Source organism: Mesorhizobium sp. WSM4822, from assembly GCF_055811155.1.
The window spans coordinates 63075-86444 of sequence record NZ_JBVVQM010000001.1 but is presented as its reverse complement, the minus strand read 5'-3'; the positions used below and the strand labels follow the sequence as shown (position 1 = coordinate 86444).

24 protein-coding genes are annotated in these 23370 nt (G+C 62.9%); 14 read left to right on the top strand and 10 right to left on the bottom strand.

All coding sequences use genetic code 11. The annotated features are described in order from the left end of the window. The 13 genes from AC0L3E_RS00450 (at position 1) to yacG (ending at position 8264) form a co-directional block, all read left to right on the top strand. The gene (locus tag AC0L3E_RS00450; RefSeq protein ID WP_473603877.1) at positions 1 to 444 is read left to right on the top strand and encodes a Ros/MucR family transcriptional regulator; all 444 of its coding nucleotides are present in this window, start codon (positions 1 to 3) and stop codon (positions 442 to 444) included. 8 nt (positions 445 to 452) lie between these two features. Further along, positions 453 to 689, top strand: coding sequence for a hypothetical protein (locus tag AC0L3E_RS00445; RefSeq protein WP_473603876.1), 237 nt, complete (start codon positions 453 to 455; stop codon positions 687 to 689). After that, positions 679 to 975, top strand: coding sequence for a hypothetical protein (locus tag AC0L3E_RS00440; RefSeq protein WP_473603875.1), 297 nt, complete (start codon positions 679 to 681; stop codon positions 973 to 975). The genes AC0L3E_RS00445 and AC0L3E_RS00440 overlap by 11 nt, the downstream gene beginning before the upstream one ends. Positions 976 to 1171: 196 nt before the next feature. Next, on the top strand, positions 1172 to 2341 hold the full coding sequence (locus AC0L3E_RS00435; RefSeq protein WP_473603874.1) for a tyrosine-type recombinase/integrase: 1170 nt from the start codon (positions 1172 to 1174) through the stop codon (positions 2339 to 2341). A gap of 248 nt (positions 2342 to 2589) precedes the next feature. Beyond that, positions 2590 to 2784, top strand: a complete 195-nt coding sequence (locus AC0L3E_RS00430) for a hypothetical protein (protein ID WP_127268678.1) — start codon at positions 2590 to 2592, stop codon at positions 2782 to 2784. Between the two features lie 146 nt (positions 2785 to 2930). Continuing rightward, complete coding sequence (gene murA / locus AC0L3E_RS00425) at positions 2931 to 4223, top strand: UDP-N-acetylglucosamine 1-carboxyvinyltransferase (RefSeq protein WP_473603873.1); 1293 nt, start codon at positions 2931 to 2933, stop codon at positions 4221 to 4223. Positions 4224 to 4428: 205 nt separating this feature from the next. Beyond that, positions 4429 to 4863, top strand: coding sequence for a DUF2948 family protein (locus AC0L3E_RS00420; RefSeq protein ID WP_127268680.1), 435 nt, complete (start codon positions 4429 to 4431; stop codon positions 4861 to 4863). Positions 4864 to 4870: 7 nt separating this feature from the next. Further along, the gene (gene hisD / locus AC0L3E_RS00415; protein ID WP_292564236.1) at positions 4871 to 6163 is read left to right on the top strand and encodes a histidinol dehydrogenase; all 1293 of its coding nucleotides are present in this window, start codon (positions 4871 to 4873) and stop codon (positions 6161 to 6163) included. A 6-nt stretch (positions 6164 to 6169) separates the two neighbouring features. Beyond that, on the top strand, positions 6170 to 6655 hold the full coding sequence (locus tag AC0L3E_RS00410; RefSeq protein WP_127271901.1) for a UPF0262 family protein: 486 nt from the start codon (positions 6170 to 6172) through the stop codon (positions 6653 to 6655). Continuing rightward, positions 6643 to 7113, top strand: a complete 471-nt coding sequence (locus AC0L3E_RS00405; protein ID WP_081738604.1) for an arsenate-mycothiol transferase ArsC — start codon at positions 6643 to 6645, stop codon at positions 7111 to 7113. The genes AC0L3E_RS00410 and AC0L3E_RS00405 overlap by 13 nt, the downstream gene beginning before the upstream one ends. Positions 7114 to 7200: 87 nt before the next feature. After that, positions 7201 to 7419 carry a translation initiation factor IF-1 gene (gene infA, locus AC0L3E_RS00400; protein ID WP_006200926.1) on the top strand — a complete coding sequence of 73 codons (219 nt, stop codon included), beginning with the start codon at positions 7201 to 7203 and terminating at the stop codon, positions 7417 to 7419. A gap of 21 nt (positions 7420 to 7440) precedes the next feature. Further along, complete coding sequence (locus AC0L3E_RS00395) at positions 7441 to 8070, top strand: Maf-like protein (protein ID WP_127319552.1); 630 nt, start codon at positions 7441 to 7443, stop codon at positions 8068 to 8070. Continuing rightward, positions 8067 to 8264: a DNA gyrase inhibitor YacG gene (gene yacG / locus AC0L3E_RS00390; protein ID WP_127269085.1), complete on the top strand. Its 198-nt coding sequence runs from the start codon at positions 8067 to 8069 to the stop codon at positions 8262 to 8264. The genes AC0L3E_RS00395 and yacG overlap by 4 nt, the downstream gene beginning before the upstream one ends. Before the next feature lie 15 nt (positions 8265 to 8279). Here the strand turns inward: yacG and melA (AC0L3E_RS00385) are convergent, their stop codons facing one another. The 6 genes from melA (AC0L3E_RS00385) to melA (AC0L3E_RS00360) form a co-directional block, all read right to left on the bottom strand. Then, on the bottom strand, positions 8280 to 9653 hold the full coding sequence (melA, locus tag AC0L3E_RS00385; RefSeq protein WP_128309488.1) for an alpha-glucosidase/alpha-galactosidase: 1374 nt from the start codon (positions 9651 to 9653) through the stop codon (positions 8280 to 8282). Between the two features lie 19 nt (positions 9654 to 9672). After that, positions 9673 to 11340, bottom strand: a complete 1668-nt coding sequence (locus AC0L3E_RS00380; RefSeq protein ID WP_473603872.1) for an ABC transporter ATP-binding protein — start codon at positions 11338 to 11340, stop codon at positions 9673 to 9675. A 9-nt stretch (positions 11341 to 11349) separates the two neighbouring features. Continuing rightward, positions 11350 to 12489, bottom strand: a complete 1140-nt coding sequence (locus AC0L3E_RS00375) for an ABC transporter permease (RefSeq protein ID WP_473603871.1) — start codon at positions 12487 to 12489, stop codon at positions 11350 to 11352. Position 12490: 1 nt separating this feature from the next. Continuing rightward, complete coding sequence (locus tag AC0L3E_RS00370; RefSeq protein ID WP_473603870.1) at positions 12491 to 13498, bottom strand: ABC transporter permease; 1008 nt, start codon at positions 13496 to 13498, stop codon at positions 12491 to 12493. A gap of 111 nt (positions 13499 to 13609) precedes the next feature. After that, positions 13610 to 15694 carry an ABC transporter substrate-binding protein gene (locus AC0L3E_RS00365; RefSeq protein WP_473603869.1) on the bottom strand — a complete coding sequence of 695 codons (2085 nt, stop codon included), beginning with the start codon at positions 15692 to 15694 and terminating at the stop codon, positions 13610 to 13612. Positions 15695 to 15840: 146 nt separating this feature from the next. Continuing rightward, positions 15841 to 17307 carry an alpha-galactosidase gene (gene melA / locus AC0L3E_RS00360; protein ID WP_473603868.1) on the bottom strand — a complete coding sequence of 489 codons (1467 nt, stop codon included), beginning with the start codon at positions 17305 to 17307 and terminating at the stop codon, positions 15841 to 15843. Between the two features lie 247 nt (positions 17308 to 17554). Here melA (AC0L3E_RS00360) and AC0L3E_RS00355 point away from each other — a divergent pair, with 247 nt between their 5' ends. Next, on the top strand, positions 17555 to 18430 hold the full coding sequence (locus AC0L3E_RS00355) for a helix-turn-helix domain-containing protein (protein WP_473603867.1): 876 nt from the start codon (positions 17555 to 17557) through the stop codon (positions 18428 to 18430). 27 nt (positions 18431 to 18457) lie between these two features. Here AC0L3E_RS00355 and AC0L3E_RS00350 read toward each other — a convergent pair whose 3' ends face one another. Genes AC0L3E_RS00350 through AC0L3E_RS00335 form a run of 4 tightly spaced genes read right to left on the bottom strand, consistent with a single transcriptional unit; the run spans position 18458 to position 23317 of the window. Continuing rightward, positions 18458 to 20485 (bottom strand): aldo/keto reductase, encoded by a 2028-nt coding sequence (locus AC0L3E_RS00350; protein ID WP_473603866.1) that lies wholly within the window; start codon positions 20483 to 20485, stop codon positions 18458 to 18460. Positions 20486 to 20520: 35 nt separating this feature from the next. After that, positions 20521 to 21615 (bottom strand): ABC transporter ATP-binding protein, encoded by a 1095-nt coding sequence (locus AC0L3E_RS00345; protein ID WP_127807907.1) that lies wholly within the window; start codon positions 21613 to 21615, stop codon positions 20521 to 20523. Between the two features lie 8 nt (positions 21616 to 21623). Continuing rightward, the gene (locus tag AC0L3E_RS00340; RefSeq protein ID WP_127256867.1) at positions 21624 to 22460 is read right to left on the bottom strand and encodes a carbohydrate ABC transporter permease; all 837 of its coding nucleotides are present in this window, start codon (positions 22458 to 22460) and stop codon (positions 21624 to 21626) included. Continuing rightward, positions 22457 to 23317, bottom strand: a complete 861-nt coding sequence (locus AC0L3E_RS00335; protein ID WP_023809272.1) for a carbohydrate ABC transporter permease — start codon at positions 23315 to 23317, stop codon at positions 22457 to 22459. The genes AC0L3E_RS00340 and AC0L3E_RS00335 overlap by 4 nt, the downstream gene beginning before the upstream one ends. Positions 23318 to 23370: the final 53 nt, after the last annotated feature.

The following is a 23370-nucleotide window of genomic DNA, read 5'->3' as shown; positions in this document are numbered from 1 at the left end:
ATGGAAGACAAGAGCCTACGCCTCATCGAACTGACTGCCGGCATCGTCTCGGCCTATATCGCCAACAATCCGGTGCCGGTCGCCCAGCTGCCCGACCTGATCGCCAGCGTGAGCGGCGCGGTCAACAAGCTCGACAGCCCGGAGATCGTCAACGCGACCCCCCGCCAGGAGCCGGCCGTCAACCCGAAGAAGTCGATCTTTCCCGACCACATCATCTGCCTGGAGGACGGCAAGCGCTTCAAAACCTTGAAGCGGCACCTCCGCAGCTACGGCCTGACCCCTGACGAGTATCGCGCCAAGTGGAACCTGCCTGGCGACTATCCGATGGTCGCGCCGAATTACTCGGCCAAGCGCTCGGCGCTGGCGAAATCGACCGGCCTAGGTCGGCATCCGAAGGTCTTGCCGATCCGCGCCAAGGCCGGCGCCCGTCGCGCTTTCCAGTAGGCACGACAATGAACGTCCGCACCGTCGTCGAACGGCTCGCTAAGGGCGATCACCTCCACCTCGGCTTCTCCAGTGGCCAGAGGCGTTGGTGGTTCGAAGGGCCTTTTCTGGCCATCCCCGAGCATGTTGTTCACGCGGCGGTGCGTGATGGGGCTGTCGCCGTGGTCGAGGCCGGCGACAGCCTTTTCGGCTTCAAGGGAAATTCTCAGACCTGGTTGGTCGCGGAGCCCTCCGATGCTCGGTAATCCCTGGGCTAGCTACGACGCATGGAAGACGACACCGCCTGACTGGAGCATGCCCTATTGGCTGGAGCCCGACGGCGAGGAGCTGGCGCGCATGCACCGCAATTATGATCTCACGCCGTTCTTCGACGGCGACGAGAGCCGATACGAGTGGCTCTGCGAAGAACGCGACGAGCTTGCGCGCATCGATGCCCACGAACGGGCACCCGAGGATGAAGATTTCGAAGAGATTGAGACCAAGCTCATGATGGTGACGGCGGTCGATCGGCTCTGCTTCGAGCCATCATGAACGACGAGCCTCCCGAGGTGCTGACCGTCGCCCAGACGCCAGAGTACTGGTCGTCGCTTTTTCACGACAAAGGGTTGCGTATGTCCGCGAGGTCGTTGCGCGAGAAAGCGATCGCGGCCGGGCTCTGCTACCAGGTCAACAAGCAGATACTGATCTCGCCTCGGCAGATCGACGAGTTGTTTTTGTGGAGTAAGTCATGCCGATCACCCTCTACAAGCGTGGCCGGTTCTACTGGCTCACCGGCACAGTCCCAACCCGTGAAGGCGAGCGGCGCGTTCATGAGAGTTCGGGCAAAACTGACCAAAGGGAAGCGGACAAAGTCCGCCTGAACCTCGAAAACCGTGCGCAACAGGAAATCGATCTCGACCCGAAAGATCGCTACACCTTCGCCGAGGCGGTCGAGCTATACCTCAACGCCGGCAAGGACGACCGCTTCATTCTGCCGCTCCTCGAGCATTTCAAAGACACCAGGATCTCGGAGATGACCGGGTCGGACGTGAGGGCCGCCGCGAAGCTCCTTTATCCGACAGCAGTCTACACCACTTGGAATCGCCAGGCGGTGATCCCAGCCAGGGCAGTCATCAATTTCGCGGCTGATGAGGGTAAGTGCCGCGAGATGATGATCAAGGGCTATTCGAAGAACGATCGAGACGCGCGGCGATCGAGCGCGCCACCAAAGCGGGCTGTCGACCGCTCCTACATCGACACGTTCCGGGATCACAGCGACGATCCCCGGCTCAGCGCCTTAATGCTGTTCCTGTTCCAGACCGGCGCGCGAGTTTCCGAGGCGATCGATCTGGAAGACGATTCTCCGGACATCGACCTGATCAACCGCAAGGTGATCTTCCGCGAGACGAAGAACGGCGAGGATGGCGAGGCCGACCTCACCATCGAAATGGTCTACGAGATCCAGCAGCTCCGCGAGTGGAAGCACGAAAGATTGGCCGCGTGGGAGGTGCGCATCCCATGGAAACACAAGCGATCAGGTGAGCGCCATAGCGGACGGGGTGCAAAGAAGCCCAATAGCAGGCTGTTCGGCTACATGGGTCGCGGCTCGGTCTACAGGGACATAAAGCGCATCTGCAAGCTGGCGGGGCTGCCCTATCTCGGGACGCACCAGCCAGGCCGCCACAGCTTCGCCACCGAGATGATCGTCAGGCACGGCGTCGACGTGGCAACTACTGCCGCGAAAGGCCGCTGGAAGACGAAGAAGCTGCTCATGGAAAACTACACCCACGCCGAGAAGGGCAACGGCGTTATCGACAAAGTGTTCGGGAAGAAGAAGCCGCGCAAACCGGCCAACGGTGACGACGGAACCAAACTGGCACCGAGACCTTGCACCAGGCGAAATCGGGTGGGCACCTAAGCTGATGATATGGCTTGGGAAAACAGGCTGGTGCCGTCTTGGTTACTCCCTTACCAAGGGAGTGCTCTACCACTGAGCTACCGCAGCCGCTGATGGCGGGGCTTCTGCCATATCGAACCGGCAAGCGCAAGGCCAAGCGCAACGCTTCTGTGAAAGCCTTTGCCGGATAGCTTTTAATGACATGGCAGTGCCACAATGTTGGCTATCCCTGAACAGCAAGCTGGTGGGTCGCCGGCGGCGACGGGGCGATGGACGACAAGGCAATTCCAGTGAAAAAGGATGGTCCACCGAAAAACAGCGCAACAATCCGCAAGGATCGGCTGGCCGAGCAATTGCGCGCCAATCTGCAGAAGCGCAAGGCGCAGTCACGCTCGCGGCGGACCGGCGATGCCGACGAGCGGCCGGACGGGCTCGCTGCATCGAAGGAAATACAAAAAGATTAACTCAAATCGGCCACTCTTGGCCCGGGGTGGGCGAAATCCCATTTCTTGAACCAGCGTAATTCTTGAACCAGATTGGCCAATGGTCTAGACGGGCCGCTACTCAAACGATTGAACCGGCCCTTTTTGGCCGAGAGGGACGTTCTTCCATGGATCGCATCAGAATTGTCGGGGGCAACAAGCTCTCCGGAAGCATTCCGATCTCGGGCGCGAAAAACGCGGCGCTGCCTTTGATGATCGCCTCGCTTTTGACCGACGACACGCTGACGCTGGAAAACGTGCCGCATCTGGCCGATGTCGAGCAACTGATCCGCATCCTGGGCAACCACGGCGTCGATTATTCGGTCAATGGCCGCCGCGAGAAGCAGAATGAGGGCTATTCGCGCACCATCAATTTCTCCGCCCGCAACATCGTCGACACTACGGCGCCTTACGAGCTGGTGTCGAAGATGCGCGCCTCGTTCTGGGTGATCGGCCCGCTTCTGGCCCGCATGGGCGAGGCCAAAGTGTCGCTGCCGGGCGGTTGCGCCATCGGCACGCGGCCGGTCGATCTGTTCCTAGAGGGCCTGCAGGCGCTGGGTGCCGATATCGACGTCGATACCGGCTATGTCATCGCCAAGACAAGGAATGGCCGGCTAGTCGGCAACCGCTATACCTTCCCGAAGGTCTCGGTCGGCGCCACCCATGTGCTGATGATGGCCGCGGCGCTCGCCAAGGGCGAGACGGTGCTGGATAATGCCGCCTGCGAGCCCGAGATCGTCAACCTCGCCGAGTGCCTCAATGCCATGGGCGCGAAGATTGCCGGCGCCGGCACGCCGACAATCACCATCGACGGCGTCGAATCATTGTCGGGCGCGCGCGTGCGCGTCATCCCCGACCGCATCGAGACCGGCACCTATGCCATGGCCGTCGCCATGACCGGCGGCGACGTCGTGCTCGAAGGTGCGCGTGCGGATCTGCTGCAGACGGCACTGGACGTGATCGCGCAGACGGGTGCGGAGATCACGCCGACCAATTCCGGCATTCGTGTGAGGCGCAACGGCGCCGGCATTTCGCCGGTCGACGTGACGACAGCGCCGTTTCCGGCCTTCCCGACCGATTTGCAGGCGCAGTTCATGGGCCTGATGACGATGGCCAAGGGCAAGTCGCGGATCACCGAGACGATCTTCGAGAACCGCTTCATGCATGTGCAGGAACTGGCGCGGCTCGGCGCTCATATCACGCTTTCGGGCCAGACGGCGATCGTCGACGGCGTGCCGAAACTGAAGGGCGCGCCGGTCATGGCAACCGATCTTCGAGCCTCGGTGTCACTGGTCATCGCCGGCCTGGCGGCGGAAGGCGAGACCACGGTCAACCGTGTCTACCACCTCGACCGCGGCTTCGAGCGGCTGGAAGAAAAGCTGTCCAACTGCGGCGCGGTGATCGAGCGGATTTCGGCGTAGCCCGCGACCTCGGCTCCTCTCCAGCAACGCAGGAGATTGGCGAGATCCTTCGCGGCAGCGTCCTTCTCCCCGTCACTATACGGGGAGAAGTGCCCGGCAGGGCGATGAGGGGCAGCGCAGACCTGCAGCTGTTGGTGCGGTTGCACCGATCGCCAAGACCGCCTAACAGAAGGCTGAACAATCAACCTTCAGGTGCGAAATCCGCATGACCGGCCTTAAGCTTATCGCGCTAGACGACCAGGACCTGAGCATCGTTTCGGCCCACGTCCAGGACGCCGTGCTGAAAGTCAGCGACCTCGAATTCCTGCCTGCGGCCAAGCGTTTCCTGCTGACCATGAACCGTTTCGTCTGGGAAGCAAAATCCGGCCTGTTTCGCCAGCACAATGAGCGACGGCAGGCCGTGCTGCATTTCGACCGCGTGCTCGGCGCCAAGACCAGCGGTATCGACCGCGACAAGCCTGCGGAAGTCCTGTCTCTGCTGGCGATCAGCTTCATCGAGATCAGCAAGCCGGCCGGCATCGTCGAGCTGATCTTCTCGGGTGGCGGTGCGATCATGCTCGACGTCGAATGCATCGAGGCCCGCCTTGCCGACATCGGCGGGGCGTGGGAAGCCACCTCGCGCCCCATCCACAAGGCCTGAGCGTCCGATGGCCATCACGCTTCGTCAGTCCGACGCCGATTTCGAGCAGCGTTTCGCCGCCTTCCTGTTGACCAAGCGGGAAGTGTCCGCCGACGTCGATGCAGCGGTGGGCGCCATCATCGCGCGCGTGCGCGCCGAGGGCGACGCGGCGCTGATCGACTATTCACGGAAATTCGATCGCGCCGATCTGGCTGGACTGGGCATCGCCGTTTCGAAGGACGACATCGCCCAGGCCTACAAGGCCGCCGACCCAAAGACGATCGAGGCGCTGGAATTCGCGCGCGACCGCATCCGCTCGCATCATGAGCGGCAGCGACCAAAGGATGACCGCTATACGGATGCCGCCGGCGTCGAGCTCGGCTGGCGCTGGACGGCGGTCGAGGCGGTTGGGCTCTATGTGCCGGGCGGCACGGCGAGCTATCCAAGCTCGGTGCTGATGAACGCCGTGCCGGCCAAGGTGGCCGGCGTCGAGCGCATCGTCATGGTCGTACCGGCGCCGGGCGGCATCATCAATCCGCTGGTGCTGGTGGCGGCCGACATATCAGGCGTGTCGGAAATCTACCGTGTCGGCGGCGCGCAGGCGATCGCCGCCCTTGCCTACGGCACCGAAACGATCAGGCCGGTCGCCAAGATCGTCGGCCCGGGCAATGCCTATGTCGCGGCGGCCAAGCGCCAGGTGTTCGGCGCCGTCGGCATCGACATGATCGCCGGGCCGTCGGAAGTGCTCGTCGTGGCCGACGGCAGCAACGATCCGGACTGGATCGCGGCCGACCTGCTGGCCCAGGCCGAGCACGATGCATCGGCGCAATCGATCCTGGTCACCGACGATTCAGCCTTCGGCATCGCTGTCGAACAAGCCGTCGAGCGCCAGTTGCAGAGCCTGCCACGCGCCGAGACGGCGGCGGCGAGCTGGCGTGATTTTGGTGCGGTGATCCAGGTGTCGACCATCGACGCCGCGCTGCCGCTGGTCGACCGCATCGCCGCCGAACATGTCGAACTGGCCATCGACGACGCCGAGGGCTTCCTGTCGCGGATGCGCAACGCGGGTGCGGTCTTTCTCGGCCGCCACACGCCGGAAGCCATCGGCGACTATGTCGGCGGCTCCAACCATGTGCTGCCGACGGCGCGCTCGGCGCGCTTCTCGTCCGGTCTGTCGGTGCTCGATTTCGTCAAGCGCACGTCGATCCTCAAGCTTGGACCGGAACAGTTGCGGATCTTGGCGCCGGCGGCGATTGCGCTGGCCAAGGCGGAAGGCCTTGACGCGCATGGACGCTCCGTCGCCATACGGTTGAACATGTAGGCGGCGATGTCTGGCCCCGATCAAACCCGCGCCAGGCTGATCGATGTCGAACTCGATGAATCGATCGGCCGGTCGACACCCGATGTCGAGCATGAACGCGCGGTGGCGATCTTCGACCTGATCGAGGAGAACAGTTTTCAGCCCGTCAGTGACAGCGGCGACGGCCCTTACCGGCTGAAACTGTCGCTGGCCGAGCAGCGCCTGGTGTTTGCCGTGGCGCGCGAGGATGGCACCGCCGTCGTCACCCATATCCTGTCGCTGACGCCGCTCAGGCGCATCGTCAAGGACTATTATATGATCTGCGAAAGCTACTACGACGCCATCCGTTCCTCGACGCCGAGCCACATCGAAGCGATCGACATGGGCCGCCGCGGCCTGCACAATGAAGGTTCGCAGACGCTGATGGACCGGCTGTCCGGCAAGATCGACATCGACTTCGATACGGCGCGCCGGCTGTTCACGCTGGTCTGCGTACTGCACTGGCGGGGCTAGCCCTGGCACCCGGCGCCCTGCCCCGTTCGATCCTGTTCCTGTGCGGCATGAATGCCGTGCGCTCGCCAATGGCAGAGCAACTGGCGCGCCGCATGCTGCCGGCCACCGTCTTTGTCGCTTCGGCAGGCGTTCGCGCCGGCGAGCGCGATCCATTCGTCGATGCGGTGCTTGCCGAAGACGGTCTCACGCTGGGCGAGCGTCACCCAAGGACGATGGACGATCTCGAGGACGACTATTTCGACCTCATCGTCACGCTGGCGCCGGAAGCGCACCACGCCGCACTTGAACTCACCCGCTCGCTCGCTGTCGAGGTCGAATACTGGCCGACGCCGGACCCGACCGACGCCAGCGGTACCCGCGAACAGATCATGGCTAGTTATCGCGACGTGCGCGAGCGGCTGAAGGTGCGCATAGGCCGACGTTTTCTGCTTCCAGGAGCAAAAAACGCGACGGATTAAGCGTGTTCACAAGCGGACGATTATCATATAGGTTCCGCCGAAATTCCGGCCAGGGTGCTGGAACTACCATCCAAGCAAAGGTATCGAATGCCGAAGGAAGAAGTCCTCGAGTTTCCGGGTGTCGTGACGGAATTGTTGCCGAACGCGATGTTCCGGGTAAAGCTCGAAAACGAACACGAAATCATCGCCCATACGGCCGGCCGCATGCGCAAGAACCGCATCCGCGTGCTGACCGGCGACAAGGTTCTGGTCGAGATGACGCCATACGACCTGACCAAGGGCCGCATCACCTATCGTTTCAAGTAAGCAAAGCCCGACTGGTCCGCGATGAGCATTTTGCAGAAGCTGGTGCTTGCCTCGGGTTCGCCGCGCCGGATCGAGCTCTTGCAGCAGGCCGGCATCGAGCCGGACCGCGTGCTGCCGGCCGATGTCGACGAAACGCCGTTGCGTGCCGAGCATCCGCGCTCGCTGGCCAAGCGGCTGTCGAGGGAAAAGGCCGAGAAGGCGTTCGCCTCGCTGCAGACCGAAGCCGACTACGCGCCAGGTTTCGTGCTGGCCGCCGACACGGTGGTTGCCGTCGGACGGCGCATCCTGCCCAAGGCGGAAACCCTCGACGACGCTGCCAACTGCCTCGGGCTGTTGTCGGGCCGTTCGCACCGGGTCTATTCCGGCATCTGCCTGATCACCCCGGGTGGCAAGCTGCGCCAACGGCTGGTCGAGACGCGGGTGCGTTTCAAGCGGCTGCCGCGCGAAGAGATTGACGCCTATGTCGCCTCGGGCGAATGGCGCGGCAAAGCGGGTGGTTACGCCGTCCAGGGCCTCGCCGGCGCCTTCGTCGTCAAGCTGGTCGGCTCCTACACCAATATCGTTGGCCTGCCGCTCTATGAGACCGTCGCGCTGTTGAGCGGCGAGGGCTTCAAGGTGCATGGCGGCTGGCTGGCGGGACCCCGGCTGTGAATTCCGATCCCAAAGTCACGCCCTTGCGCCCGAAGCGCCCCTGCCCCGAATGCGGCAAGCCCTCGGCGCGCGACACCTTCCCGTTCTGCTCGACGCGCTGCAAGGACATCGACCTCAATCGCTGGCTGAAGGGCGCTTACGTCATCAAGGCTCGCGACGACGAGGAAGAAACGGACCCCGACGATTCGAAATGAGCCGGGCGCCGCCGATCAGGCGGCGGCCTCGCTCTTGCGTTTCGTCCGCGCCCAGGCAGGCAGCCAGTCACCGTGGGCGGCCAGGAGATCATCGACCAGGGACCAGATCTGGTCGAGATCGAGTTCGGCTGATGTGTGCGGGTCCATCATCGCCGCATGATAGATGTGCTCGCGGTTCTCGGTCATCAGCGCCCGCACCGTCAGTTCCTGCACGTTGATGTTGGTGCGCATCAGCGCGGTCAATTGCGGCGGCAGCTCGCCAATATAGGTCGGCTGGATGCCTGAGGCATCTACCAGGCACGGCACTTCGGCGGCGCAATCGCGGGGCAGCGAGGTGATACAGCCATTGTTGCGGACATTGCCGTAGATCACTGACGGCTCGCCGGTCCAGACCGAATTCATGATCGACGAGGCATATTCCTTGGACTGCTCGACTTCGATGCGATCGGCCGAGCGATAGGCCTCAGCCTGTCCCTTCCAGCGCTCGATCTGTTCGATGCAGCGCTTGGGATACTCATCCAGCGGGATGCCGTACTTCTCGATCAGGTCGGGGCGCCCTTCCTTGATGAAATAGGGCGTGTATTCGGCGAAATGTTCCGAGCTCTCGGTGACGAAATAGCCGAGCCGGGTCAGCATCTCGTAGCGCACCTTGTTGGGGCAGCGCGGGTTCCAGCCGGGCTTGGGCGCGCGGCCTTCGCGATAGGCGCGCACGAGATCTGGGTAGAGGTTGCGGTAGGAACCGTCCGGCTGGCGATGCTCGAACTTCAGGTAGAACGCCATGTGGTTGATGCCGGCCGAGCGATAGCGGATTTCTTCGTAGGGAATGTCGAGGTCTTCAGCCAGTTCCATCGCCGTGCCCTGCACCGAATGGCAGAGGCCGACCTGCCTGATGTCGGGATATTTCTCCGATATCGCCCAGGTGTTGATCGCCATCGGGTTGACATATTGCAGCATGATCGCCTGCGGGCAGACGGCGAGCATATCTTCACACACCTTCCACAGATGCGGCACGGTCCGGAGGCCCCGCATGATGCCGCCGACGCCCAGCGTGTCGGCGATCGTCTGGCGCAGGCCGTATTTCTTCGGCACCTCGAAGTCGGTGACCGTGCAGGGCTCATAGCCGCCGATCTGGAAGGCGACGACGACGAAATCGGCGTCGGCCAGCGCCTTGCGCTGGTCCGAATGGGTCTCGGTCTTCGCCTTGACGCCGAGCGTCGCGATCAGCTTGTTGACGACGATGGCGCTCTCTTCCAGCCGCTGCGGATTGATGTCCATCAGCGCGATCGTCGCGCCCGAAAGCGACGGGCGCTGCAGCACGTCGCCGACAATGTTCTTCATGAACACCGTCGAGCCGGCGCCGATGAACGTGATCTTGGGATTTCTTGTCATGCTAACCTCCGGCACATTTTCAGGCCACGTCGAAAGCGGCCCTGACGAGCCGTTCGGTGTAGGCGGTCTTGGGATTGGACAGGACGTCGTCGACGGGGCCCTGCTCGACGATCTTGCCGTTCTGCATGACGATGACGCGGTGGCACAGTGCGCGCACCACCTTGAGGTCGTGCGAGATGAAGAGGTAGCTGAGGCCGCGCTCGTCCTGCAGCTTGCGCAGGAGGTCGATGATCTGCGCCTGGACGGAGAGGTCGAGCGCCGATGTCGGCTCGTCGAGCAGGATGAATTCGGGTTCGAGCGCGATGGCGCGGGCGATGGCGATGCGCTGCCGCTGGCCGCCGGAGAATTCATGCGGAAACCGCGACAGTATATCGCCCGGCATGCCGGCGCTGACCAGCGCGTCGCGCACCCGTTCGACCCGCTCGCGCCGCGTCGCCCCTATGCTGTTGACGATCAGCCCTTCCTCGATGATCTGGCCGATCGTCATGCGCGGGTTGAGCGAGGAGAACGGATCCTGGAAGACGATCTGCATGCGCGAGCGCAGCGGCCGCATCTCGGCACGCGACAGGCCATGGATCGGCTTGCCGTCGAAACGGATCTCGCCGCGCTTGGCGTCGATCAACCGGAGCAGGGCCTGGCCGAAGGTGGTCTTGCCGGAGCCGGACTCGCCGACCAGCCCCAGCGTCTCATGGCGGCAGAGGCAGAGGCTGAGATCGTCGACGGCGACCAGTTCTCGCCAGTCCGGCTTCAGGAAGGTGCCGTGGCGCAGCATGAATGAGACGTGCACGCCGCTCGCCTCGAGGATGGTGCCGCAGCCCTCCGGCAGCGGCTTCGGCTGCCCATGCGGCTCTGAAGCCAGCAGCCGTCTCGTATAGGGGTGCTGTGGGTTGGCGAACAGCCGTTCGGTGACGTTGTGCTCGCACATTTCGCCATGCTGCATGACATAGACGTAGTCGGAGAACTGGCGCACCACGGTCAGGTCGTGGGTGATCAGGATCACCGCCATGCGCAGCTCTTTCTGCAGGCTGCGGATCAGGTTCAGGATCTGCGCCTGGACGGTGACATCGAGCGCTGTGGTCGGCTCATCGGCGATCAGCACATCGGGATTGTTGGCCAGCGCCATGGCGATCATCACCCGCTGACGTTGCCCGCCCGATAGCTGGTGCGGGTATTGCTTGAGCCGCGCGGCGGGATCGGGAATCTGCACATGCTGCAGAAGTTCCAGTGCGCGCGCCCAGGCCTGTTTGCGGCTGACCTTACGATGCACCCGGATCGCCTCGACGATCTGGCTGCCGACCGTATAGATCGGGTTGAGCGAGCTCATCGGCTCCTGGAAGATCATCGAGATGCGGTTGCCGCGCAGCTTGCGCCGGGCGCTCTCGGGAAATTTCAGGATGTTTTGCCCGTCATAACAGACGCTCGAGCCGGGCGACACCGTGGCGCGCCGCGACAGCAGGCCCATGACGGTGCGCGCCGTGACCGACTTGCCCGAACCGGATTCGCCGACGATGGCGATCGTCTCGCCGCGATAGAGCTGAAACGAGATGTCCTTGACCGCGTCGACGACGCCATGCTCGACCTTGAAGGCCACGGCGACGTTGCGGGCATCGATGATCGGCTGGCCCTGGCGTCCGTCATGGTCGTGACGGACGGTTGGTGCGAAGGATTCGGCGAGCGCGACGGTCATCTCAGCACCTCAATAAGGGTCGACGGCGTCACGCAGGCCGTCGCCCAGCGCGTTGAAGGCAAAGACGGTGACGAGCACGAAACCGACCGGCGACAGGATCCAGGGATAGGTGCCGATGACGGAATAGGTCGCGGTGTCCTGCAGCATCAGACCCCACGAGATCAGCGGCGGCTTGACGGCGAAGCCGAGGAAACCGAGGAAGGATTCGAGCAGCACCACGGTCGGGATCGCCAGCGTCACGGCGACGATCACGTGGCTCATCACATTGGGGAAGATGTGCTGCATGATGATGCGCCGGTCGGTGGCGCCGACCGCCATGGCGGCGCGCACATACTCGATCCGCGCCAGCGCCAGCGTCTTGCCGCGCACCTCGCGCGACATCTGCGCCCAGCCCAAGGCCGACATGACGATGATGACGAAAGCCAGGAAGACGTTGGTGGGAGCGGTGACCGGGATCAGCGTCGTCAGCGCCAGATAGAGCGGCAGCTGCGGGAAGGCGAGCACCAGTTCGACGAAGCGCTGCATCCAGACATCGAACCTGCCGCCAAAATAGCCGGAGACCATGCCGACGGTGGTGCCGATGACGGTGATGATGAAGACGACCGTCAGCGCGATCATCAGCGAGACGCGCGAGCCATGGATGGCGCGCGACAGCACGTCACGGCCGAACTTGTCGGTGCCCAGGAAATGCACCGGATGGCCGTTCAGCGAGCCGAACAGATGCCGGTCCGCCGGCAGCAGCCCGAACAGCTTGTAGGGCGCGCCATGCACGAAGAAACCAAGCAGCCTTGGATGGTCGTAGTCGGGACCGACGACGGGCTGAAAAGTGACCGGATCGAGGTCCGCCGAATCGGCCAGCGCATAGACCCTCGGCCGTGCGGTGAAACCGCCGTCTCTGTCATGGAAGCTTGGCACCTGCGGCGGAGCGAAGCCGACATCCGTGACCTTCGGGTCCATTGGCGCGATGAACTCGGCGAACACGGCCATCAACAGCAGCAGCACGACGAGCCAGAGCCCGGCCATGCCGGTCCAGGAGCGCTTCAGCCGGCGCCAGACAAGCGCGATGTAGCTTTCGTTGCCATGCGCCGGTTTGGCGACGATGGGCCCTTCGGCCGGCAGCGGTGGAGGGGATGGATCGCGCGCCAGCATCTCAGCGCTCCCCGAACTGGCGCACGCGCGGATCGAGCAGGACGAGCAGCATGTCGGCGATGATGTTGCCGACGATCAGCGTCGCCGACAGCACCATCATGAAGGTGGCGGTGACATAGACGTCGCCGACAGCCATGGAGCCGACGATCGCCGGGCCGACCGTCGGCAGCGCGAAGATGATCGCGGTCTCGATCTCGCCGGTCAGCATATAGGGCAGTACCACACCCTGATACATGATGAGCGGATGCAGCGCGTTGGGCACGGCGTGGCGCATGACGACGGCGGCACCCGTCAGCCCCTTGGCCCTGGCCGTCTCGACATATTGCGCGTTCAGCGTATCGAGCAGATTGCCGCGCATGACGCGCATATTGTAGGCGAGGCCGCCGAAAGTCGCGATCGCCACCACCGGCCAGACATGCTTGACCAGGTCGACGAATTTGGCCCACGACCACGGCGCGCCACCATATTGCGCCGAGAAGAATGAGCCGATCTCCGACACGTTGAACTGGAACACCAGGAGATAGACGATGATCAGCGCCATCAGGAAGCGCGGCACCGTCATGCCGAGGAAAGAGATGGCCGACAGTGTCGAGTCGATCCAGGTGTATTGCCTTGTCGCCGCCCATATGCCGAATGTGATGCCCAGCACCGAGGCCAGCAGATGGCAAACCAGCGCCAGGAGAAGGGTGCGCGGCAGGCGCTCTCCGACCACGTCGGCGACCGGTTTGTTGTAGTACAGGCTGTAGCCGAAATCGCCGCGGGTGACGATGCCACCGATCCAGTTGAGATACTGGAGAGGCAGCGGCTTATCGAGACCATGCTCGATGCGATAGGCCTTTGCCTGCGCGTCGGCCTCGGCGAAGGAGGCTCCACCCTGGTTGATCGCCTGCGAGCGGATGTAGTCGGCATAATCGCCCGGCGGCGCTTGGATGATGGCAAAGGTGGCCAGGCTCAAAATGGCGAGGACCGGGATTGCCGACGCTATGCGCGTGAGCAGGAATCGCAGCATGGACGGTTCGTTTCCTTGTCTCGCCGATCGCGCCCTTGGTTGCGTCCGGAGGTTGGTTTGTCCGGCCCCGCCAGCGGCGCGGCCGGAGGTCTCTCAGTCAGGGAGGTAAACCTAATTCATCGGCCCCTTCTCTCCGGGTTTGCCGGGCAACTCCTCGGGGAACAATTCGTATTTCGCCTGCTTGTCGGCCGCGACAAAGACCCTTTCGCGGATGATCGAATCTTCGGCCCAGTTGAACATGAAGATCGGCGTGCCCTGCGGAATGTTCGAGAAGCGCTTGTTGACGATCAGCGCGCCGGGATATTCCGTCAGGCCGACATTGTAGACGTGCTCCGTCGAGATCTTCTGGAATTGTTTCATCAGGCTGGCACGCTGGTCGTTGTCCTGGGTGGAGACGAACTTGTTGACGATATCGACGAGGTCCTTTTCGAACGGCATCACATCGACCTCGCCGTTCTCCGGCGCCCGATGGTCCCAGCTGGTGCGCGGACCGACCGGGGCAAGCTGCACTGTGTTCTGCACCACCGACGTCAGTTCCTGTTCGTTGCGCCGGACCAGCCAATCGAAGCGGCCCGAATATTGGGAAGCGTCGCGCTGGGTGCCGTTGAGGCCATTGAGCACGACCCGAAGCCCGAGCTTTTCCATCTGGGCGACGACGCCTTCGGCAAGGCTCTTGTCGGTCGTGTAGTCGTTGTTGACCAGCATCACGATCTCGACATTCTTGCCGCCGGCGGTACCGGAAGGGAAATTCACGAAGCCGTCGCCATCCGTATCCTTGAGGCCGGCCTTGGCGAGTTCCGCCTTGGCGCCCTCGAGGTCGAAGGGGTAGTAGACCGTCGACGCGCGGTCGTAGAAGCTGGTTCCTGACGACAGGCCGCCGGGATAGATGGCGGTGAACGGCCCCTTGACCAGCGAGTCACCGAGCGCCTTGCGGTCGAGCGCCATGGTGACGGCCTTGCGGAAATCCTCGTTGCGGTTCAGCTCGCGAATCGCCTGGCCGCGTTCGTCCGGATTGCCCCAGCCATTGGCGGAAAAATTAAAGCGCAGATTGTAGCCGATGAGCCGCGGGCCGAAAGCAAGACGGGCCGGTGCGTTCGCCTCTGCCGCACGCTTCAGCGAGGCGACGAAGTTTTCCGGCTGCTCCAGATTGGAGAAGTCGGCCGCGCCGGCCACCGCCTGGACGTCGCGATCGGCCCAGGTCGACAGCTTGTAATGCAGTTCGTTGAGGTAAGGCAGTTGATTGCCCTTTTCGTCGACCTTCCAATAATAGGGGTTGCGGCGCATGACGATGATGTCGTCCGGCCGGTATTCGACCGGGACCCAGCCACCCATCACCGGCATGTTCATGAATTCCGGCGGGAAGGCATTCTTGAACTGATCGTAGGTGTTCTTCGAGTATTTCGGATGCTGCGGCTTCAGGATGTGCGCGGGGCCAGGACAGAAAGTGCCGTAGGCCATGGCATACAGATACTGCTTCGGGAAGGCATCCTTGAAGGTCCATTCGACGGTGTAGTCGTCGATCTTCTTCAGCGTCGTGCCGACGCCGAAGGTTTCCGGCGTGGCGCCGTTCAGCGGCGAGACGTTGGGATCGACCACCTCGTCGTCCCAGTAGAACATGACGTCGTCTGCATTGAACGGCACGCCGTCCGACCACTTCGCTCCTTCGATGAGGTGCATGGTCAGCTTGTGGCCATCGCTCGACCAATCCCAGCTCCTGGCCAGGTTCGGCAGCGGCTCGGTGTCCTTGGCCTCGACCTGGAACAGCGGGGCGGTGCGCGTCAGGCATTCGGAGAGGCCGATGTCGATGCCGCCCCAGCCTTGCGTCTGACCGGCGCCGTAGTTCCAGCCTTCCGGCCGCCCGCCGATGACGTGGCGCATCGTATCGCCATAGACGCCGATGCCGTCCTGCATGTTGCCCTTCTTGAAGACCAGCGGCTCCTTCGGCAGCCTGTCTTTCACCGGCGGCAGCTTGCCGGTCTTGACGTATTTCTCGGTGACCCAGTCGGGCTCGTGATATTCGGGGAGCGCCTTGAACTCCAGGATCGAGTCTCGCGCGACATAGTTGATCTTGCCTTCGGCGGGAAACGGTGTCGGCGCCGGCGGAACCGTCGGTTCGGAAGCGTAAGCACCGAGTGCCGAGACCGAGACGCTCAGCGTCAGTCCGGCAGCAAGGCCGATATTGCGGAAATTCCTCACGGTCTCTCTCCCTCTTGTTTGTCCGGAGCGTTTGCACCCGCTCCGCCTCTCCTCGAATTCAAACGGCTTCGTGGCAGTGGATCCGCCTCCCATGGATCCACCATCACCGCATGAATTTCCAGCCGGCCCGTCTCAGCCGGCTCGTCTCAGCCGGCTTGCTTCAGCGCGGCTTTTTCGGCGCGCAATTCCTCGATCGAGCGAACGCTGCGCCGTGCGGCGCCCGCCCACTCGCGGGTCTTCACCTGGGATGTCGACAGCCGCTCCCTGGCCGCCGGGACCGCATGGGCATATTGCGGCAGCCAGGCCGCCTGAGCGACGACCATTTCGTCGACCATCTGCCAGACTTCCTCCGGCGTCGAAACCGCGCCGACCAGCGGGTCATGCAGCACGGCGAGCTTCAGAAGATCGATGTCGCCTGATATCGCGGCATGCACCGACATGCGCTGGACGTTGATCGAAGCGATGCAGGTGGCGGCGCAGGCCTCCGGCAACGTGATGCCGGCGGCCATGTTGATGCCAAAACGGTCGACGAAGCCGGGCGACTCGATGATGGCATCCTGCGGCAGGTTGGTGATCACGCCATTGTTCTTGACGTTGAAGTGGCCGCGATAGACCCGGTTGGTCTCCAGCGCCTCCAATATGTGGCTGGCATGCTCGTTGGAGCGCTTCGCCCGGTCGATCGGCTTTGACGCCGCTTCGAGGAACTGCGGATATTCCGTCTCGAACCAGTTGCGGGTTTCGGTGGAGTAGCGCAGATACCCGCCTGTCTCGCCGTGAATCCAGTCGGACATATCGATCCAGCGCATGATCTCGTCGGGACGTTTGCGGTACCAGGGCAGATATTCGGAAAGATGGCCGTTGCTCTCGGTCGAATAGACGCCGAAGCGCTTCAGAACGTCGATGCGCAGCTTCTCCTGCCTGGAATAGACCGGATGCACCTCGAAAGCGGCCACCAGTTCGTCCTTGCCAATGGGGCGGCCGTTCAGGCGCAGGTCGATGAACCAGGTCTGATGGTTGATGCCGGAACAGACATAATCGAGCTCCTGCGTGGACTTGGCGCCCAGCACCTCGGCGATCTGTTCGGCGCCGTGCTGGACGCCGTGGCAGAGCCCGACAGTGTCGACCTTGCCGTATTCGATCGCCGCCCAGGTGTTCATCGCCATCGGGTTGGCGTAGTTCAGGAATTTGACGTTCGTCTCGGCGACCTCGCGCATGTCCTTGCAGAAATCCAGGATCACCGGGATGTTTCGCTGGCCATAGAGAATGCCGCCGGCGCAGATCGTATCGCCGACGCATTGGTCGATGCCGTATTTTAGGGGAATGCGGATATCGTCGGCATAGGCTTCGAGACCGCCGACCCGCACGCAACTGATGACGTAGCGTGCGCCTCCGAGCGCCTTGCGGCGGTCGGTCGTCGCCGTCACCCTGGTCGGCAACCTATTTGCCTCGACGATCCTGTCGAGGATCGCCTTGATCATCTGAAGGTTGTGCTCGCTTACATCGGTGAGCGCAAATTCGATGTCCTTGAATTCGGGCACGCAGAGGATGTCGGTGAACAATTTCTTGGTGAAGCCGACGCTGCCGGCACCGATGATAGCGATTTTGAAACTCACCAGCCGCACCTCATTCCATTTCGAATTGCAGGCAAGGAATGACAATGGGAAGCTGTTGCCACATGCCGTGGCATGTGTGCAGGACAAGCCGGAAACCGGCTCGCCAACCTCCCTGTCCGCTCCTCGACTGCGGATCTCTCTCGCTTTTCGACGGCGATTATGCGCTTATTCGCGAGCGCGACCAGAGAAGGATTATGCTTTCAAGGGTAATTTTGTGCTGCAGGATTTGATAAACAACGGACAGTCCATGCGCACGATCTCGCTGCCGCGCGGCCGCCAGCGCCTGCACGCCATGCCGACGAGCACGGGCTATGAAGTGCGCGAGGACGAGATCTACGACTGGGATGGGCGCAGGCGCGGCCAGACGCCGTTCACCGTCCTCCAACACACGATCAGGGGAACCGGCCGGCTGCGCTACGAGAACCGCAATTACCGCCTGCAGAAGAACGACACATTGCTGGTGCTGGTGCCGCACAACCACCGCTACTGGCTGGCCGGGGATGAGCGCTGGGAATATTTCTGGATTTCGATGAACGGCGAGGAGGCGCTGCGCATCCACAAGTCGATCCTCAGCGTCTCGGGTCCGGTATTTCGGCTGCAGCCGGCGACGATCGATCATCTTGCCGATTGCAGCTTGCGCCTGATCAAAGGGGCCGCTTCGCCGGGTGCTGCTTCGGCGGTCGCCTATGAGGCTGCGATGGCGCTCTATGACGATGTCTTCGGCTCCCATGCCTTTGCCGAAAAACAGAGCGCCATGCAGCCGGTCATCGATCACATCAACGCCAATCTCGACGGGCCGCTGCCGGTGGCGGACCTGGTCCAGATCAGCGGCCTCAGCCGGGCCCATTTCTCACGCTGTTTTGCTGAAAGCGAAGGCTTGCCGCCTGCCGAGTTCGTGCTGCAGCAGCGTCTGCAACGCGCGGCGAAGCTGCTGACCAAGGCGGATTTTCTGCCGGTTAAGGAGGTCGCCATTCTGTGCGGCTTCGAGGACGCGAACTATTTTTCAAAAGTCTTCCGCCGCTGCTACGGCATCACGCCGAGCCAATTCCGCACCACCGGCATGTATGCCAATTTGCGGACACCGGCCAGGCGTGGCGTCAGGGCGCCTGATGACGAGACCTGACGCCGCGACGGTTAAAAAGGCAGCCAGCTAGGCAGCGCGCCGACTGCCGCCATCCAGCCATTCGAGATCGGCTTGCGACAGCGCGATGTCGAGAGCGCGCAGGCTGTCGTCCAGCTCATCCAGCGTGCGTGGCCCGATCAGCGGGATGGATGGGAAGGGCTGAGCGAGCACATAGGCCAGCGCAATATGAATCGGGCTCTTGCCCAGTCTCGCGGCAAGTTCGACCGCCCGGTCGCGGCGGCCGAAATTCCGCTCGGAGTACCAGACCCGCACCAGTTCCTCATTGTCTTGCTTGTCCCGACCTGCGCGATCGGTGAAGAAGCCGCGCCCCTGGCTCGACCAGGCGAAGTTCGGCATCTGCCGCGCGGTCAGCCAGGCCTTCCACGCATCCGTAGAGGACGTAATGCAGCCGGCCCAGATCGGCTCCAGCATTTCGGCCAGCGAGAAATTGTTGGACAGCGCGCCGGGCTTTTGCTTGCCGGTGCGTTCGGCATAGGCGATCGCCTCATCCATGCGTTCCATCGTCCAGTTCGAACCGCCGAACGGGCCACGGATGCGGCCGGCCTTGACCTCACGATCCATCGCATCGACGAATTCGCCGACCGGCACATCCGGATTGTCGCGGTGCATGAAATAGACATCGACATGATCCGTCTGCAGCCGGTCGAGCGACTGGTCAAGCTGCTTGCCGATTACATCGGGATAGCAGAGCGGCGAATGCGCGCCCTTGGCGATGACCACCGATTGCGCGCGCACGCCGCGGTTTTTCAACCAATCGCCAAGCAGCTTCTCGGTATAGCCGCCGCCATAGACATAGCCGGTATCGAAGAGATTTCCGCCGGCCTCGAAAAAGGCATCGAGCAGGATCGAGCCTGAGGAAAAGGTACGGAAATCCTCGAAGCCGAGCGCCACCACCGATGCCGGCTTCGACAGGCCGGGAATGGTGCGCTTGGCGATCGCCGTGCCGCCGGACCGCAAAGGCCGGCCGGAGATGGTGTTGGTACGCTGCTGGGCCTTCTCGATCCCGTATTCGAGGCCGGCGGCCGCCCGCCATTTGTCCAGTACACGCAAGGTGCCGAGGCTTTCCGCCCATGCCATGCCAGGCCAGGCGAATTCTTGGCCGCCGGCACGGATGGCCTCACCGGCGGCGTCGACCTCGAAGGAATAGACATGGCGCTTCTCTTCGACGCTAATGGTCTCGCGCGCGCCGGTGGATGCGATGATGTCGATCCGGCCGAGGCCGACGTCGCGGTTACCGCCGGCGAACCAGAAGTCCGGCACTTCGATACGGCCCTTTGTGCCCAGGATGCGCAGCACATTGTCCTGGTTGAGCGAAATGCTGCAGGAGACTTCGGCGACAATGCCGCCTGGGAAATGCAGCAGCGCGGACGCCCATTCGTCGACGCCGGACTGGCCCAGATGGGCGGTGCCGACCACCTTGTCCGGCTCGCTGAAGGGCTGTCCCACTGCCGCGCCGGCAATCAGCCGCACCATCGAGACGGGATAGCCGCCGACGTCGAGAATGCCGCCGCCGGCGAGATCGTTGGCATAGAGCCGGTGCTGCGGCATGAAGCCCGGCATGGCGAAGCCGAAGCTCGATTTGATCATCCTGATGTCGCCGATGACGCCGGACCTGATCAGGTCCACCAGCTTCTTGGTCTGCGGGTGCAGCCGGTACATGAAGGCTTCGCCGAGGAATGTGCCGGCCTTGCGTGCGGCATGCATCATGGCGTCGGCTTCGAAGGCGGTCAGCGCAAGCGGCTTTTCGCACAGCACATGCTTTCCGGCCTCGGCCGCCTTGATCGCCCATTGCGCATGACCGGGATGCGGTATCGAAATGTAGATGGCATCGATGTCGGGATCGGCGAGCAGCGCGTCGTAGCCGTCGAGAATGCGGGCGCCGGGAAAACTCTCGGCGAGGCCGGGCTTGGCGGGATTTCGCGCGCCGATGGCGACCAGCTTTCCGGTGCGCGAAGCGGCCACGCCACCGGCAAAGGACTGGGCGATGCTGCCCGGGCCGAGGATGCCCCAGCGAATGGGCGTGGTTGCGGTCATTGTCATTCTCCTTGAAGGCTGGAAAGGGCCGGCGGTCAGCGCAGCCGCAGTCCTTTTTCGTCGAACAGGTAGGATTTGCGGATGGAAACGGTGATCTCTGATGTGTCGGGAACCTTCGTCGCGTCGCGCTGGATCACCACGTCGTCACCGTTGGCCGTTCTGGCGTAGAGGAAACTTGTGCCGCCCAGGTGCTCGACCACGTCGATGGCAACCACGAGGTCGGCGTCGCCCTCTCCGGCATTGCCGAAATGTTCGGGCCGCACGCCGACAATGACCTTGCTGCCGATTTTTGGGCTGCCCATTTCAGGTGCAGCGCCGGTCAGCGGTTGCGTGATGCAGGTCTTCTCCTGACCCGCCAGCTCGACCACGACACCACGCGCATCGTGCCCGACGACCCGGCCTTTGATGAAGTTCATTTTCGGCGAGCCGACAAAGCCCGCGACGAACTGATTGTCGGGGTTGTCGTAGAGATCGAGCGGCCGGCCGATTTGCTCGATATGGCCGGCGCGCATCACGACGATCCTGTCGGCGAGCGTCATCGCTTCGGTCTGGTCGTGCGTGACATAGATCATTGTCGTGCCGAGCTCCTTGTGCAGCCGGGAGATCTCGACGCGCATCTGGACGCGCAATTCGGCGTCGAGGTTGGAGAGCGGCTCGTCGAACAGGAACACCTGCGGTTCGCGCACGATGGCGCGGCCGATGGCGACGCGCTGGCGCTGTCCGCCGGAGAGTTTTTTCGGGCGCCTGTCCATCAATTCGCTGATGCGCAGGATCTCGGCCGCCCGCTTCACCCGCCGTTCGGTGTCGGCCTTTGGATTGCCGGTCATGCGCAAGCCGAAAGAGAGGTTCTGTTCGACGCTCATATGCGGATAGAGCGCGTAGGACTGGAACACCATAGCGATGCCGCGGTCGGCCGGCTCGACATCGTTGACCACCTTGCCGCCGATGGCGATCTCGCCGCCGCTGATGTCCTCGAGCCCGGCGATCATTCTGAGCAGCGTCGATTTTCCGCAGCCGGAGGGCCCGACGAAGACGACGAACTCGCCGTCCTTGATGTCGATGCTGGCGCCATGGACGACCTCGAAGACACCGAAGCGCTTGACGACATTGTTGAGCGTGACCGTTGCCATGCTGCCCCTTACTTGACCGCGCCGGCGGCGATGCCGGCGATGAAATGGCGCTGCAGCAGCACGAAGACGACGAGCATCGGCACCGTCAGCATCACCGCGCCCGCCATGATGCCGCCCCATGACACCTTGGTGAGGCCGATCAGCGTGCCGAGCGCCACCGGCGCCGTCATCGAACCCGGCTGGCTGTTGATCAAAAGCGGCCACAGATAATTGTTCCAGGAGGCGAGGAACAGGATGATGGCGAGTGCGGCCAGCATCGGCCGCGCCAAAGGCAGCGCGACGAAGAGGAAGATGCGCCATTCCTTGACGCCTTCGACGCGCGCAGCATCGAAGAGGTCGTCCGGCATCATCGAAAAACTCTGCCGCATGAACAGCACGCCGAGCGAATTGAACAGCGGCGGCACGATCAGCGCCACCCAGGTGTTGGCGAGCTTGAAGTCGCGCGCCACCATGATGAATTGCGGGATCAGCACGACCGCATAGGGAAGCGTGATGGTGCCGAGGATGATGGCGACAACCACGCCCTTGCCGAAGAACTGGTAGCGGGCCAGCGCCCAGCCGGCCATCGACGTCAGCAGCACCGACAGGATGGTGTAGGTCACCGCCACCGAGACCGAAATGCCGATGGCGCCGACGAAGTTCGTGTCACGCTGCAGATTGTTGAAATTGTCGATGAAATTGCCGTGCGGCAAAAGCTCGATGCCGGGGCTGAAGATGCCGTTGTCCGGCATGGTCGAGAACACCACCATCATCCACAGCGGAAACAGCCAGATCAGCGCCAGCGGCGTCAGGAACAGATGCAGGGCGATGCTGCGTCCCAGTCTGGCGGAGGAGCGCGAACTCATTTCGGTTCCCTCGTCAGCCACAGCTGCGCCAGCGTGATGGCGATCGCCAGCCCGGCCATGGTGTAGGCGACGGCCGACGCATAGCCGAAATTGAGCGACCGAAAACCCTGGCGGTAAAGCAGCAGGCCGAGCGTCTCCGTGCCGCCGCCCGGCCCGCCGCGCTCGGTGATCAGGAAGGGCTCGGTGAACAGCTGCATGGTGCCGATGATCGACAGCACGAGGCAAAATACGATGACCGGCTTCAAGAGCGGCAGGGTGATGTAGAAGAACTGCTTGAGCTTGCTGACGCGGTCTAGCGTCGCCGCCTCGTAGACATCCTCGGGAATGGACTGCATGCCGGCGAGCAGGATGATGGCGTTGTAGCCGGCCCAGCGCCAGGTCACCGCGATCATGATCAGCGCCATCGCCGGCGTGACGTTGGAAAACCAGTCGATCTTGGGCAGGCCGATGCTGTTCAACAGCTTGTTGATGATGCCGAAATCGAGGTTGAACATCAGCCGGAACACAGCCGAATAGGCGACCTCGCCGACCACCACCGGGGCGAAGAAGGCAAAGCGGTAGAGGCCGCGCGCCTTCAAGAGCGGCGAGTTCAACAGCACCGCCATGACAAGCGCCAGCGAGATCATCACCGGCACCTGGATGACAAGGATGAGCAGCGTGTTCTTCAGGGCGTTGAAGAAGGCCGGATCGCCGATCAACCGGCCCCAGTTGAAGCCGGGCGCGAACCGCCACGGCACGGTACGCGTCGCCTGGAAGGAGATCATGAAGGAGCTGATGATCGGCCACACCCAGAAGATCGCGAAGATCAGCAGATAGGGCGTGAGGAAGCGATAGGCCGTGGCGTTGCGATTGCGCATCTTCCTCCTCCTTCTACCGATTGTTGTTTCACGCCATCGCCTGGGTCTTCCCT